This window comes from Haloarchaeobius amylolyticus, assembly GCF_026616195.1.
Taxonomy (GTDB): domain Archaea; phylum Halobacteriota; class Halobacteria; order Halobacteriales; family Natrialbaceae; genus Haloarchaeobius; species Haloarchaeobius amylolyticus.
On sequence record NZ_JANHDH010000001.1, the window covers coordinates 575,292 to 590,355 of the forward strand.

The 15,064-nt window shown below is 70.1% G+C and carries 10 protein-coding genes; 3 read left to right on the top strand and 7 right to left on the bottom strand.

Annotated elements, in window-relative coordinates:
* The first annotated feature begins 37 nt into the window (after nt 1-37).
* Entirely contained in the window at nt 38-2,209 is a 2,172-nt protein-coding gene (locus NOV86_RS03080) for a CDC48 family AAA ATPase (protein ID WP_267639761.1), read from the top strand.
* A gap of 70 nt (nt 2,210-2,279) precedes the next feature.
* A complete protein-coding gene (locus NOV86_RS03085) occupies nt 2,280-3,185 on the top strand; it encodes a winged helix-turn-helix domain-containing protein (RefSeq protein WP_267639762.1) in 906 nt (301 codons plus the stop codon).
* Nucleotides 3,186-3,191: 6 nt separating this feature from the next.
* Here the strand turns inward: NOV86_RS03085 and NOV86_RS03090 are convergent, their stop codons facing one another.
* From NOV86_RS03090 to NOV86_RS03105, 4 genes are all read right to left on the bottom strand, one after another.
* Nucleotides 3,192-4,157, bottom strand: a complete 966-nt coding sequence (locus tag NOV86_RS03090; RefSeq protein ID WP_267639763.1) for a metal-dependent hydrolase — start codon at nt 4,155-4,157, stop codon at nt 3,192-3,194.
* A 59-nt stretch (nt 4,158-4,216) separates the two neighbouring features.
* A complete protein-coding gene (locus tag NOV86_RS03095; RefSeq protein ID WP_267639764.1) occupies nt 4,217-5,344 on the bottom strand; it encodes a hypothetical protein in 1,128 nt (375 codons plus the stop codon).
* A 61-nt stretch (nt 5,345-5,405) separates the two neighbouring features.
* Nucleotides 5,406-6,011 carry a protein sorting system archaetidylserine decarboxylase gene (locus tag NOV86_RS03100; RefSeq protein WP_267639765.1) on the bottom strand — a complete coding sequence of 202 codons (606 nt, stop codon included), beginning with the start codon at nt 6,009-6,011 and terminating at the stop codon, nt 5,406-5,408.
* Nucleotides 6,012-6,331: 320 nt separating this feature from the next.
* On the bottom strand, nt 6,332-9,148 hold the full coding sequence (locus tag NOV86_RS03105) for a DEAD/DEAH box helicase (RefSeq protein WP_267639766.1): 2,817 nt from the start codon (nt 9,146-9,148) through the stop codon (nt 6,332-6,334).
* Nucleotides 9,149-9,275: 127 nt separating this feature from the next.
* On the opposite strand from NOV86_RS03105, the gene NOV86_RS03110 reads away from it, so the two are divergent.
* Entirely contained in the window at nt 9,276-10,988 is a 1,713-nt protein-coding gene (locus NOV86_RS03110) for a hypothetical protein (RefSeq protein ID WP_267639767.1), read from the top strand.
* Here the strand turns inward: NOV86_RS03110 and NOV86_RS03115 are convergent.
* From NOV86_RS03115 to NOV86_RS03125, 3 genes are read right to left on the bottom strand one after another with little or no spacing between them, the layout of a single operon-like run.
* Nucleotides 10,976-11,719 (bottom strand): metallophosphoesterase, encoded by a 744-nt coding sequence (locus tag NOV86_RS03115; protein ID WP_267639768.1) that lies wholly within the window; start codon nt 11,717-11,719, stop codon nt 10,976-10,978. The two genes, NOV86_RS03110 and NOV86_RS03115, sit on opposite strands and share 13 nt — an antisense overlap.
* On the bottom strand, nt 11,719-13,446 hold the full coding sequence (locus NOV86_RS03120; protein WP_267639769.1) for a hypothetical protein: 1,728 nt from the start codon (nt 13,444-13,446) through the stop codon (nt 11,719-11,721). The genes NOV86_RS03115 and NOV86_RS03120 overlap by 1 nt, the downstream gene beginning before the upstream one ends.
* Nucleotides 13,443-14,717 (bottom strand): Single-stranded DNA binding protein, encoded by a 1,275-nt coding sequence (locus tag NOV86_RS03125; protein ID WP_267639770.1) that lies wholly within the window; start codon nt 14,715-14,717, stop codon nt 13,443-13,445. Before NOV86_RS03125 ends, NOV86_RS03120 begins: the two co-directional genes overlap by 4 nt.
* Nucleotides 14,718-15,064 lie beyond the last annotated feature (347 nt).

Sequence of the window (15,064 nt, forward strand, 5' to 3'; positions counted from 1 at the left end):
GACAATTCTCAAGTCACGTCGATGAAAAGAAACCGGTATGAGTTCCCAGGCAGGGACCGACCTGGTCATGACGGTACGAGCCGCCGAGAAGCGCGACGCCGGTCGCGGTGTCGCACGCATCCCCGAATCGGCCCGCAAGGCTCTCGGGGTGCTGAGCGGCGACACCGTCGTCATCGAAGGGTCCCGCCGGAGCGTCGCGAAGGTCTGGCCCGCCGGCCCCGACGTCCCCGACGGCGTCATCCAGATCGACGCCGACACGCGGGCCAACGCGGGCGCGAAGGTCGGCGAGAGCGTCACCGTCTCCGCCCGCGAGGTCGAGGACGCCGAGGTCATCCACCTCGCCCCGCCGGAGACCCTCGAACGCGTCCCCACCGGCATCATCCAGCGCGCCATCACCCGCGACCTCGAGGGCCGGCCGGTCAGCGTCAACGAGCGCATCCGGCTGGAGCGCATCTCCTCGACGCCCTTCCGCATCGTCTCGACCACGCCCGACTCGCCGGTCCGCATCACGAGCGCCACCGAGATCGTCGTCGAGGGTGAGGCCTACGACCCCGAGCGACGCGCCCCCGCCGGGACCGACGGCCAGCCGAAGACCGCCGACGGCACGCAGTCGCCACCCCCGGAGAAGCCCAGCGGCGTCACCTACGAGGACATCGGCGGGCTGGACGACGAGCTCGAACTCGTCCGCGAGATGGTCGAACTCCCGCTCTCCGAGCCGGAGCTGTTCCAGAAGCTCAACATCGACCCGCCCCGCGGCGTGTTGCTCTACGGGCCGCCGGGCACCGGGAAGACACTCATCGCGAAGGCGGTCGCCAACGAGGTCAACGCCTCGTTCATCAACATCTCCGGCCCGGAGGTGATGTCGAAGTACAAGGGCGAGTCCGAGGAGAAGATCCGGGAGACGTTCGAGCGAGCCCGCAAGGAGGCGCCAGCCATCGTCTTCTTCGACGAGATCGACTCCATCGCGGGCAAGCGCGACGACGAGAGCGACGTGGAGAACCGCGTCGTCGCCCAGTTGCTCTCGCTGATGGACGGCCTCGAATCGCGCGGCGACGTGGTCGTCATCGGCGCGACCAACCGTGTCGACGCCCTCGACCCCGCGCTCCGTCGCGGCGGCCGGTTCGACCGCGAGATCGAGATCGGCGTCCCGGACGAGCGTGGCCGCCGCGAGATCCTCGACGTCCACACCCGCGGGATGCCCCTGGCCGACGACGTGAGCCTCGACAAGATCGCCAGCCGGACCCACGGCTTCGTCGGGGCCGACCTCGACAGCGTCGTGAGCGAGGCCGCGATGGTCGCCATCCGGAACCGCCCCGCCGAGGGCGAGGAGCGCGAGGCGTGGAACCGCAATCCCTCCGTCTCGAAGAGCGACTTCGAGTCCGCGCTCGCGTCGGTCGAACCCTCCGCGATGCGCGAGTACATCGCCGAGCAGCCCAACGTCGACTTCTCGGACGTGGGCGGGCTGGAGGACGCCAAGCAGACGCTCCGGGAGGCCATCGAGTGGCCGCTGAGCTACGGCCCGCTGTTCGAGGCTGCCAACACCAGCCCGCCCTCTGGTGTCCTCCTCCACGGCCCGCCGGGGACCGGGAAGACCCTGCTCGCACGCGCCCTCGCCGGCGAGTCGGGCGTGAACTTCATCCGGGTCGACGGCCCGGAACTGCTCGACCGCTACGTCGGCGAGTCCGAGAAGGCGGTCCGGAAGGTGTTCGAGCGCGCCCGCCAGTCCGCGCCCTCCATCATCTTCCTCGACGAGCTCGACGCCATCGCGGGCGAGCGCGACGGCGACACCAACGAGGTGACCGAACGCGTCGTCTCCCAGCTCCTGACCGAACTCGACGGCCTCGCCGAGAACCCGAACCTCGTCGTCCTCGCGGCGACGAACCGGATGGAGTTCATCGACCGCGCCCTGCTCCGGCCGGGCCGCCTCGACACCCACATCATGGTGCCCGAACCCGACGAGGCGGGCCGCCGGAAGATACTCGAGGTCAAGACCGAAGGCAAGCCCCTCGGCGAGGACGTGGACCTCGACGAACTCGCCAGCGAGACGGCGGGCTACACCGGGGCCGACGTGGAGGCTCTCGTCAGGGACGCCTCGATGCGGGCCATCCGCGAGCTGGCCGACGGGCTCTCACCGGAGGAGGCCAACGCGAAGACGGACGAGCTCGTCATCGAGCCGCGCCACTTCGAGGCCGCCAAGAAGCGACTGTAGCGAGGCGGTACCGGCCGACCGGTGTCTCGCACCCGAACTTCCTTGTGACTGGTTCCCGAACTGTTCGGCCATGAGTGACGTCGTCGTCGACCAGCTCCCACCAGACGAAGCGTTCGCCCTCATCTCTCACGAGACGCGCTTTCGCATCCTCGAGGAACTCAACGAGGCCGACGAACCCCTCGCCTTCGCCCGGCTCCGCGAGCGCGTCGGCATGCGCGACACCGGCCAGTTCAACTACCACCTCGGGAAACTGACAGACCGGTTCGTCCGGAAGGTCGAGGACGACGACGGGTCGGCGGGGCGGTACAAGCTCACCGCCGCGGGCAAGCGCGTCGTCGGCGGGGTCCTCTCCGGCGGCCTGACCAAGACCATCGATGGCGAGACCGTCCCCGTCGGGTCGGGCTGTCTGTTCTGCGGCGAGGAGATGGAACTCGCCTTCGAGACCGACCGCATCCGCGTCCAGTGCCCAGAGTGCGGCGAGATGTTCACCGACATCGAGGTGCCCGCCGGCGTGATGGAGGGCCACGCCCGCGAGGATGCCCCCGCGGTCGTCGACCGCTGGCTGAAACGCTACATCCACATCGACGAGTTCGGGTTCTGTGGGACGTGTGACGGCCCGCTCTCGCGCCGGGTGCTCTCCAGCGGGGACCCGGACCCCCCGGACTGGCTGACCGAGGACGACGGCTGGGAGGTCGCGGTCCGGAACGAGTGCGAGCGCTGTGGGGACAGCTCGTACAGCGACCTCGGCGCGGCGCTGCTCTCGCACCCGGCCATCGTCGCGTTCCACCACGACCACGGCATCGACGTCCGGGAGACGCCCCTGTGGGAGCACGACTGGCTGTCGACGAAGACGGCTGACGTGGTCGAGGAAGACCCACTCCGGGTCGAACTCTCCTTCTCGCTGGACGACGAGCGACTCGTCCTCGTTGTCGACCGGGGGCTTACCGTGGTCGAGGAGCACCGCGAAGCGGTCTGAGCAGAATCAGGGCGTCAGCACGACGTACGCGACGAGGTAGCCCGTGATGGCGAAGGTCACCGTCGCCAGACTGGTGCCGAGGCCCTGCAGGACCGTCTCGCGGTCGTAGCCACGTGCGACGACCAGCGAGGGCATCGCGCCGACGGCCACGCCGACGCCGATGGTCCCCAGCGCGAAGTGGTACGCGAGGTCGAGCGTCGGCGGCGGGATGACGAGCGCGGCCGCGGCGAACCCGCCGCCGAGGACGGCCCGCGGGGTGACGTAGCTCAGTAGCCGACGTTCGGTGAGGCCCATCGCGGTCCAGATGGCGGCCCACGCGAGGCCGACCTCCAGTGCGAACAGCGATACGAGGTTGACCGTCGGGTCGGGCGCGATGGCGAGTTTCTCGGCGGGGCCGATGGCGGAGAGGGGATAGAGGAACGACGGCGGCGTCCCCATGAACACGTCGCCGAAGGGGTGCGAGAGCAGGCCGACGGCGGCCGCGGCCGCCACGAGTCGCGTCGCGAGGTCGCGCCGGACCGCCCAGACGGTGATGCCTGCAGCCGCGAGCACGTACAGCGAGAGCGTCATGAGACCGATGAGTTCGTGCGAGGAGAGGACGACGGCGAACAGCGCGGCGAGTGTGGCCCCGAGGCCGCCGAACGCGAGTGCGGGGTGGGCGTCGTCGCGGAGCGCCGCGGCGAGGGAGCCGACGACGGCCACGCCGAGGGCGCCGACCACGAGCGAGTGTGTCAGTTTGCGGTGGACCGCCCACGACCCGGCCTCGGCCCAGACGTACTCGGTGGTCGGGAAGACGTTCTGCGGCCCGGCCTTGACGACGACGTAGACCGTGTAGGCGAGGTCCACGTCCGGGACCATCCCGAAGGCGCCGGCGACGAACGCGAGCGCCAGTGCTCGCGAGCGACTCAGGTCGAGGTGCCGCCCCAGGGCACCGCCGAGTGCGAACGCCAGGAGCCCATGCCCGATGTACACGCCCCAGTATCTGGAGGGGTCGACCAAAAACCCGATGGGTTCGTGAGGTGTCGGCCGCCCTACACCCTGGCGTAGGCGTTCCAGTAGATCTCGCCCGCCCGGTGGCGGTCGTCGTAGGCGCGCAGCCCCCGGCCGAGCACCCCGGTCGCCAGCAGGTCGTCGTACAGCGTCGAGTGCGTGTAGTCGACGAAGGTGACCGGAATCACCAGGTCGCCGTCCTCGCGGAGGACGCTCCCGACCGTCGTGTAGGCGTGCTTGTGGCGGGCGTCGGTGACGACGCCGCCGAAGACGGGCGCGGTCTGTGCGTGGGCGGGGACGGCGTGCAGCGCCTCGATGGACCGGTGGACGAACTCGTAGCAGAACAGGCCGGTGTTGCGCCCGTCGAGCAGCGCGTCGAAGGAGGTCGGCGACTCGAAGTGCCGGCGCAAATCGCCGTGGCCCATGAGGACGTTGTCCTCGAGCGAGCCGGCGGCGTACCGCGGGATGTCGTACCCGGAGTACTCGCGGAACCCGCCGACGAGGCCCTCGATGACCGCCTTCGGGTCCGCGGGGTCGGCGTCGGTGAAGGTCCGGACCGTCTCGGTGCTGACCGGGCGGTACCGGCTCCCGCGGAGCCGCATCACGCTGAAGGGGCGGGCCTCCGCGTTCCGGACGCGCTCGAAGAAGTCCTCGTACTGGTGGAACTCGAACCGGACGTTCTCGACCTCGCTCGCGTTGGCCTCCCCGAGCATCGCTGCGAGCTGGGGGTCGTCACGGACGAGTTCCGTGGCGACGCCGGGCAGGCCGTACTCCTCGTCGATGCTCGCTGCGTCGGCTGGAGACGCTGCCAGCGAGAGGACGGGGTCGGGGTCGCCCTCGGGGGAATCCGCGACGTGTATCTCCCCGCCCTCGACCGCGACGCCCCGGTCCGTGACCGTCGTCTCGAAGGGACTCGGGCCGAGGCGTTCGCCCGCGAGCGTGGGCAGGTCCTGCGTCAGGAGGTTGGTCCCTACGAGGACGCCGTACCCGAGGAAGATGTTGTCGACGGCCTTGCCCGCGCCGAGGGCCCCGAGCCCGCCCATACCGGCCACGAGCCGGCGGCGGGTGAGCGTCGGGGTCTCGCGGCTCTCCGCGTCCTCACCGTCGGTAGCGTCCCCGGTGCCGTCACTCGGCGTCGGCAAGCGTCGGCGGACCGCCTCCCAGTTCACACGAGACGCTTCACGGGCGTGAGGGTAAACCTTGTGTCACCGGTCGACTGCCCGGGCGTCCTCAGCGGTCCACCAGCACCGTCTCGCCCGCCCGGACGGTGTCGCCCTTCGACACCCGGAGGTCCGATTCCTCGACCGCGGGCGGGAACAGCACGTCGGCGCGACTCCCGAACGCGATGTGACCGAGGCGCTCGCCGCGGGCGAGCTGTTCGCCACCGTCGACCCACGGGTGGATGCGGCGGGCGAACGCGCCCGCGATGAGCGTGACCTCGGTCGGCCCGTCGTCTGTGGCCAGTTCGATGTGGACCTTCTCGTTCCGGTCCGAGTCCTTCGAGAACGCGGGGCGGTGCAGGCCCGGCGAGTGCTCGACCGACTCGACCGTGCCGGCGACCGGCGCGCGGTTCACGTGCACGTCGGTGACGTTCATGAACACACCGACGCGGAGGCGGCCGTCGTCCTCCTCGCGGACGACCGAGACGCGGCCGTCGGCTGGCGAGACGACGCCCGACTCGGGTGGCGACCGCGGCGGGTCGCGGAAGAAGTGCAGCGTCGCGGCCCCGAGCAGGACACAGACGAGGCCCGCGATGGGCGTGGCCACGACGGTGGCGATGGGTGCGAGCGCGAGCGGGACGGCGGCGAAGCGGCGGCCCTGGGGAACGAAGCGCATCGGTCTCGTCTGGGAAGCAGGCGGCGAGTGGTTTCAGCGTTTCGGGGTCGGGATACCCTAATTGGTATGAGTACGCTGGCGAGTGACGCATACAGATTAGAGCGCAGGGCTATACATTCGGATGTTGATACTACCAGTATGCAGTACTCCCCCAACTGCCCATACTGTGGCACGGCGAACACCGTCTCGACGCCCCTCGCGGGGCCGTCGTCGGATTACTACTGTCCACTGTGTGACCGGGCGTTCTGAGGCTGCATACTCCCCACCCCGCCGACACCCCCCAACTCCCCCCCTTCCCCGTCGGCGGGGCCGTTTTCGACCTACCAGAAGCTCTGCGTGCGGGCGTACTGGCGCTCCTGCGTGAGGATGTCCCGGTAGAAGTCCTGCTCGTCCTCGCGGAGCCTGTTGATGATGCGGGCCGCGTTGTGCGGGCCGACGCCACGCGCCGCGAGCGCGATGACGGCCTGCTTGCCGTGGCTCTGGACGAGACTCGCCGCCCGGTAGGCGCGTTCGGTCTGTTTCTCCTGTTCCTCGTCCTTCTCGCTCGCCCGGACCGCCGTCACGACCTCGTCGGCCCACGGGTTCAGCGCCGCGATCTGCGTCGACCCGCACTTCGGGCACTCGGGCTGGTCGCGGACCCGCCGGACCTTCTTCGTGCGCTCGTACTCCTGGCAGTGCAGGCAGAACAGGATGACGCGGTCGTTCTGGATGCGCTCCTTGACCGTCTCGATGACGCTCGCGTCCGCGTTCTCCGGCGAGAGCAGCTCCTTGCCGGCCGAGCGCCCGTCGGTCCCGATGGGGCTCAGGTCGCCGTGGAGGACGACCTCGAGGTCGTCGGCCTGGATGGCCTCGAGGACCGCACTGGTCGCCTCGACCGCCAGGTCCTCGTGGAACACCTCTCTCACTGCTTCGTCGTACATCGGTGTGTCCCGCAGGGCCGCGAGCAGACGGTCCCCGGAGATGCCCGAGCCCTCCCAGCGTTTGAGCGCGCCGAACTTCGCGGCGACCTGCGAGAGCCGGAACTTCAGCGAGTCGGAGTTCTTCAGACTGAGTTCGATGAGTGGCTCGACGTGGTCCGGGTCGGTGGTCCGCAGGACCTCCTCGACCTCGCCGAGGGCGACGCCCGAGGGGACCTCCAGTTCGATGCGATACGGGTCCGTATCCAGCCCGACTGTCGAGCCGGTGCGCTGGCCGAGCAGCGCCGAGAGCAGCCGCCCGAGGGTCGCGTTCACCTTGTGGCCGAAGGGGGCGTTCACGACGAAGGTGGTCGCCCGGCCCTCGACGACGAGGCGGTCCGCGGTCGGCATCGGCGCCTCGGCCTCGACCTGGCGCTCGAACTGTTCGAGGGCGGAACTCGCCGTGTGCTCGTCGGTGGGGTAGCGGGAACAGAACTCCCGGGCCACGGACTCGCGGGGCGCGCCGCGGGCGAACTGCGGTTCCGCGACCGCCCGCATCTCGCCCACCTCTCGGGCCACCGACTCGGGCACCGGAATCTCCTGGCCGACCCACGTCGGCACCTCGCCGGCGGGGTCCTCGATGGGCGAGACCTTCACCTTCGACGTCTCGTCGTCGACCTCGACGATGCGCCACATCTCCCCGCGCTGGATGAACACCTCGCCGGGGGAGGCGAAGGTGGTGACGAACCGCTCGTCGAGGGTCCCGACCTGCTGGCCGGCGGCCATGTCGTACACCTCGTAGGTCTCCTCGTCGGGGATCATCGAGAGGTTCGCGTAGACGTACTGCCAGGTGCCGCCGGTCTTCTCGATGGTGTCGGCCTGCTCGTCCAGCCAGACGACGCGGTTCCCGTGGAGTTCGCGGACGACCGCCCTGAAGTCGTCCTCCGAGAGGTCCCGGAAGGGGTAGGCGCGGGTGACGAGGTCGTACGCCTTCCGGCCGGATATCTCGCCGAAGTCCATCGCCAGCCCGGGGATCTGGTTGGCGACCACGTCCAGACTGCCCTCGTGGATGCCCGCCGGCTCGACCTCGCCGGCCTTCGCCTGCCGGGTGATGGCCAGCGCCTCGAAGGTGTCGTCGGCGCGGGTCGTGACGATGGTCCCGGCCGAGACCTCGTCCCGGCGGTGGCCGGCCCGCCCGACGCGCTGGAGCAGGCGGGCGACCTGCCGCGGGCTCTGGTACTGGACGACGTGGTCGATGCGCCCCACGTCGATACCCAGTTCCATCGAGGAGGTACACAGCAGGGCGTCGATGTCGCCGGCCTTGAACGCGTCCTCGACCTCGATGCGGGCCTGCTTCGAGAGCGACCCGTGGTGGACGCCGATGGGGAGGTCGAGTTCCTTGAACCGCGAGCCCAGCGCCTCGGCGGTCTGGCGGGTGTTCACGAAGATGAGGGTGGACTCGTTCTCGGCGACGATGTCCCGGATGGTGCGGACGTGACTCGCCACCGACGCGTCGGTCATCAGCTCGCTGGCGAGCGTCCCGTCCTCGTCGGTGACGTCGGGCTCGACCACGCGCAGGTCGAGGTTGCTGCCCACGTCGACCTGCCGGATGGCGCAGTCCGCCCCACCCGTCAGGAACGCGCCGACCGCGTCGGGGTCGCCGACCGTCGCCGAGAGGCCGATACGCTGGAAGTCGCCGGCGAGTTCGCGCAGGCGCTCCATCGCGATGGTCAACTGCGCGCCGCGCTTGGAGGCCGCGAGTTCGTGCACCTCGTCGACCACGATGTGCTGGACGTCCTCCAGCGCGACTCGCAGTTTCGACCCCGTCAGCATCGCCTGTACCGTCTCGGGCGTCGTCACCAGCACGTCAGGCGGGTCGTTGGCCTGCTTGCTGCGCTGGTAGTCGCTGGTGTCGCCGTGGCGCACGTCGATGTCCAGCCCCAGTTCCTCGCCCCACCAGTCGAGGCGCTCGCGCATGTCGCGGTTCAGCGCCCGCAGCGGCGTCACGTACAGCGCGCCGATGCCGAATCGCTCCTCGCCGACGAGCGCGTCGAACACCGGCAGCATCGCCGTCTCCGTCTTGCCCGTCCCGGTCGGCGCGACGACGAGGGTGTGTCGACCCTCGGCGATGGCCGGGATGGCGCGCGCCTGCGTCTCGGTCGGGGTCCTGAAGCCCCGCTCGGAGAGCGCCCCCCGGACGACGTCGCCGAGCACCGTGAACGCGGCTGCGTCCGCTGTCATCGCCAGCACTAGCGAGGCGAGGGGGTTAATCCTCTCGGACGACGGCCGTCACCTTTATTTCACGCCTTCCAGTTGGCGAGTTGAGCAAAGCGACTATCTCCTCCTGTCTCGGTCTCTGATACACGAAATGAGTGTATCCGGATGGTATGGGGGATACACCATCGACGCCACCAGGGATGGCGTGACGGTGCGGAAGGGGCTCGACTTGGAAACGTTACCGCTGCCGGCCATCAAGTTCGCGTTCGAGTCGGCGCGCGAGGCACCCGTGGGCGTCCGGTTGACCGAACAGCTCCCGGAGGACGTGACGTTCGACGACGTGGCGGTCCACACCGACCACGACGGCGTGAACTGGACCGGGTTCGAGGACGGCCGGCTGGTCTACACCGGCTCGGTCCCGCCCGGCGAGACCGTCGTCACGCTCTACATGGTGTGGCTGCAGCGACCCGAGCACATCTATCGGTTCCTGACCGAACCGTACCTCCGGGTCACCTCGGACCCGAACGCGCCGTCGCTCCGGCCCGTCGGCGTGGAGACCGACGTCCGCAGCGTCGACCGGGGGTTCTCGCGGGCCGACCGGTTCACCCGCGTCCTCGACGACGTGGAGCGGTCCCTCGGGACGCCGGTCGCCCCGGCACAGCCCGAGAGCCCCGGTGAGGACCAGCCGCCCGAGACGGAGGTCCAGGTCGACCACGGGACGACGGCGTGGCCCCACCCGGTCCATCGGGCCGGCGAGGGCGACCTCGACCTGCCGACGAGCGACGACATCGACGACCTCGCCGAAGCCTCGGGCGGCCCCGGCGACCACCTCGTCCGCGTCGAGACGACCGACACCTACCACGGCGGCGGCGCCGTCGTCGTGGTCCAGGAGCTGGCGAACGCCTTCGACATCCGGGGGCGCCGCCTCGCCGGCGAGGGCAACGTCGACGTGGTGGAGGCCGTCGTCAGGACCGACCAGCCGACCGAGCGCATCGTCTCCGCGCTGGCCGACCGCTCGCAGGTCTCGGACGTGCTCGTCTCGCCGCTGTTCGAGTCCGACGCGCCCGAGCCCCTGCCCGCGGCGGAGGGCGAGTCCGAGTCCCAGTCCGAGGACGCCGCCGCCGAGTTCGCGGCGATGCAGGCCGAGTTCGACCCGGTCGACGCGGCCGAACTCGAGGCCGAACTCGACGAGGTCTCGTTCCCCGGGCTGAGCGACGACGACGAGCTGAGCATCGACGAACTGGTCGCGTCGGTCGAGGACGACGGGTCTGGCGACGAGGAGACGGCGGTCGAGGAGCCGGCAGTCGAGGAGGGCACGAGCGACGACGTAGAAGCAACCGACGAGGCCGGGGCGACCGCCATGCCTGCCGCCCCGGACGCGTCCAGCGCCGAGGGCTCGGCGGCCGACGTCGCAACTGTCGACACGGCCGACACAGAGACTCCCACTGCCGACGGGGGGACAACCAGCACCGCCAGCGCAGATGTCTCGACCGAACCCGACGACATGGTCTGGGTGACCGAAAGCGAGCCGACCGCGGGTGGCGAACCGGCCGCCGAGAGCGAGGCGCCGACAGCAGCGTCGGCTACTGAGTCGGGGACAAAGGACGAGAACAGCGTCGACACGAACACCGACGAAGACGCCGACTCGAGCGACGGGCCGCCCGCGTGGGGGAGCACGTTCGAACCCTTCGCGGAGCCGCCGGCCACCGCTGCCGAGCGTCGCCGGGACGCAGAGCCGTCCGAGGACCTTGAGGTCCTGCGCGAGGAGATCGCGCGGCTCACCGACCGCATCGCGGAACTCGAGGCAGAACTCGAGACGGCCCGGTCGGAACAGCAGCCCGAGACCGGCCGTCAGACGCGCTGATACGCGCCGAGGCGCGTCCCGTCGAGCAGGTACGCCTGCCCGTCGGCGAGCCCGGTGGGGAGGAACGGCGCGAGGAACTCGTTCTCCGTGTTGACCCACGTGCCACCGCAGAGGTCGTTGAACGCCGGGAAGACGACCAGCTCCGGGTGTCGCCAGTCGGCCACGAGCGCCTCGTCGCGCGCCGCGAACGGCTCGCGGGCGAGGTCGCCCCGGAGCCAGACGCGCTCGATGCGTCGGCCACCGACCTCGTCGGTCAGGCGGACGCAGGGGTGTTCGTGGCCCATGCAGACGACCGCCGCGCCCAGCACCTCGGCCGACGGCCAGGTGTGGCCGTGGGTGAACCCCACGTCCCCGAGCCTGACGCCGGTCCCGTCGGTGACCTCGGCGTCGATCCACGACTCGACCTCGCCGTCGTGGTTCCCCTTGACGACGGTGGTCGGCAGGCCGAGTTCCTCCAGCAGGACCTCTATCTCGCCGCGTTCCGCGCCGCCGGGCCCCCCGATGGAGTGCATGATGTCGCCCAGGACGAGGAAGCGGTCCGGGTCGGTCTCGGCCGCGAGGTCGAGCAACTGCTCGCGGCGGTCGCTCGCCTGGCTCCGGACGTGGACACCGCGCTCGACACGGAGGGCGTCTTCGATGCCGGCGTGGAGGTCCGCGACGACGAGGAGTCGCTCCTCGCCCGTCTCGACCACGGCGGCCGGGCTGTTCGGGATCGGTTCGACCGCGGCCATCAGATGGGCTTGAGCGTGTCGTCGTCGGGCTCGTAGCACTGCCCCCCGATGAGGGCGTTCTGGATGGCGTCCTCGACGTCGGCCTCGGCCGACCCGGTGTCGGCGACGACCTGCTCGACGAGTTCCTCGCGGTCCGCGCCGTCGCCGTCGTCGAGCTCTTTCATGACCTCCATGACGTAGTCGTCGAGGTCGACGTCCTCGGCGGGTTCCTCGTCGGCGTCGGTGTCGTCGGCTTCAGACTCGGCCTCGTCCGCGGATGCCGCCGCGGTCTCGGCTTCCGCCGGCTCCGAATCCGGCTCGGCAGCTGCATCGGCTTCGTCGTCGGCTTCCTCCTCGGCCAGTTCGTCGGGCGACGGCGTGTCGATGTCGGCGTTCCCCGGCTCGTCGACCTCGGAGCCGGAGGTGAAGTCGGTGCCGAACTCCTCTTCGATCTGCTGGCGCTCCTCGTCGTCCATCTGGTACATGCCCTCGGAACCGGTGTCGGCGGCCGCCGGCTCCTCGGTGGCCGGTTCGTCAGCAGTCGGTTCCGGCTCCTCGGTCGCCGGCTCGGCGGCCGCGTCGTCGCCGCCGAGGTCGCCCGGTTCGAAGTCGCCGATATCGTCGTCGTCGGCCGAGTCGAGGCTCGATGCTGGCTCGGGCTCTTGCTCGGGTTCGGCCTCGACTTCTGGTTCCGATTCGGGCTCTGCCTCGGCCTCGACTTCCGGTTCGGACTCGGTGTCGGCGGTCGCTGGCTCCGTCTCCGGTTCGGGTTCCGACGTGGTGTCGTCCGTACCGGCCGGTTCGGGCTCTGATTCCGGTTCGGCATCGACCGAGGCATCGGTAGATTCGGCCTCTGCGTCGCTGGTGCCGGAGTCCACTCCCGCGCTCGCGGCAGCGACCTCGGCGTCGGCTTCCTCGGTCGGCTCGCTCTCGCTTGCCTCGTCCGCCGCAGCGTCGCCCTCGGCCGGTTCCGGCGGCTCGACACCGGCGCCCGGGTCGACGGGCATCACGCCGAAGGCGGCACGCTCCGAATCCCGGAGGTCGCCCCAGGTGACGGTCCCGTCGCCCTGGTCGCCGGGGGCGAGGCTGCTTCCCGAGACCTCGTCCTGCTCGCCCGCGACGACGCGGGTCGCCTCGATGGCGGTCTGGCGCAGGCCGTCGAGGTACGCCGGGGTGGTCTCGTAGTGCTGCATCGCGAGGGGGATGCCCTTCGAAAGCCCCTCGGGGACGCCCTCGGCCTCGAGTGCACCCGCGAGGGCCTCGCCGTGTTCGTCCATCGCGGCGGCCTCGGCGTAGGTCGCGACGCGCTGGAGGGTCTGCTCGGCGGTGCCGACGACCCAGCGGTCGCGGGTCTCGGCGTCGACCACGTTGATGCTCTCCGGGCGGATGGAGGTGTAGACGCGGTCGGAGTCGTCCGGCGAGAAGGTGCGGGCCTTGCCCGTCACGGCGACGAACTGCGGCGGCTGGGCCTGTTCGAGCGCGGCCATCTCGTCGGGCTGGTACTGCCCGGCGTAGACGACGAACGCGCCGGTCGGGTCGACGATGCGCCCCCGGAGCACGTCCTCGTTGACCGATTCGACCTCGGTCAGGACGCCCACGACGAAGATGCGGTTGACCCGGGCGCCCGAGGGCGTGACGACGTAGTTCGGGGCGCGCTCCTCGTCGGACTCCTGGTGCGAGAGCGTCGCGTCGTCGAACTCGCTGGCGAAGAGGCGGTAGGCAACCTCGCGGCGCTGGATGCCACTCATGCGTCCACCTCCGAAAGCAGCGCCTTCGCACGGTCGGCCGGGTCGTCCTCCGTGCGGCCGAACTCGGTCGCGTCGAGGTTCGCGCCGTAGTCGTCGACCGAGAAGTGCCCGCGGACCCGGAACTCCGGGCCGACGATGGCGTCACGGATGCTGTCGGCGACGACCTCCTTGTCCATCGCGTCCCGGGCCTGTTGCTTCGCGTCCTCCAGGGTGCCGTCGTACACCTCCTCGGTGAGGTCGCGGTCGAGGACCACGGTCACGGTCCCCGTCCCGTCGTCGAGGATGGCCTTCACGCGCAGGTCGTCGACGCCCTCGACGTCGCCGTGGGCGCGACACTGGCCGTTCTGGACGACGCGGTTGCACTCGGGGCAGCGCTCGATGAGCCCGGAGCCGTCCCGGACTGCGATGATGTTGCCCACGAGTGCGACGTCGTAGATACCGCCGGAGGCGACCGCCTCCGCGATGCTCATCTCGCTGGCCGCGGAGCCGACCTCGACGCTATGGTCGAGCCCGGTGACCGTCGAGAACTCGGAGACGTTCACCTCCGGGACGCCGCGGTACTCCCGGACGTAGGCGTTCTCGATGCGGACCGTCCCGCCGTTCTCGATGGCCGGGTCGGGCTCCCAGCAGGTGAACGGCAGTCGGCCGGACTCGTCGCCGAACACGCCGCTGAGGATGTCGGTCTCGCCGTTCCGGCCGTCGATGGTCCGGCGTTCGACCTCCTCGACGGCGACCTCGACGGTCACGCCGCGGTCGCCGGACTGCAGGTCGCGCAGGCGGGCCTCGCCGCCGATCTCGTAGGCCACCTCGAGGTCCTCGTCGAGGAACGAGAGCGAGGTGCTCTCGCCGAGGTTGAGTTCGGGCCGGCCGTCCCACTCGCGCACGCCGGCGTTGCCGATCTGGACGGTGTCTCCGGCCGAGAGGCCGAAGTCGGTCCAGGCCGTGTAGGATATCTTCCCCGTGTCGTCGGCGAGTTCGCCCTCGAAGATGACCTGCTCCTCGCCCTGGGTCTGGATGGACCGCTTGCCCACCGTCAGGACGCGGGCGGTGACGCTGACGTTGCTGTCGTCGGGCGTCACGTCGCCGATGGTCTTCTCGGATGGCGCGGAACTGCCGCCGCCGGAGTCGTCGCCGTACTTCCGGCGAAGGCTCTGGACGGCTTCGTCCATCGGGACGCTGTACGACACCAGGTTCTCAAGGTCGGATTTGACCTCCTCTTTGTCGACACCGAGGTCGGAGGCGAGCTCCTCGGCGCGGTCGTCGAGACTCATGCGAGAGCGTTCGGCGGCATCGTTTAAAAGGATTCGTGGGCGTGTGGGCGAGAATTCGGTGTTGGAGTCGGGTCGCTCCGTCGGAATCCAACCACCCACCCTGGCGCGCACTGGTGAGGGTGCTGAGCGACAGCGAAGCCCCGAGCCGGAACTGTGCGAGGGACGACCGAAGCGAAGCGGAGGGAGTCGGCTGGGGAGGGCGTGGTGCTGTGCGGGGCGGTGGCGGTCTTCCACTGCCATCGGCACGAGCGGGCTGCTTGTCGCCACCAGAGACACCAACAACCGCTGTACCAACATCCAACTCGACGACTCCGAAGCCACCCACCAGAACCGACAGCACCGAAACC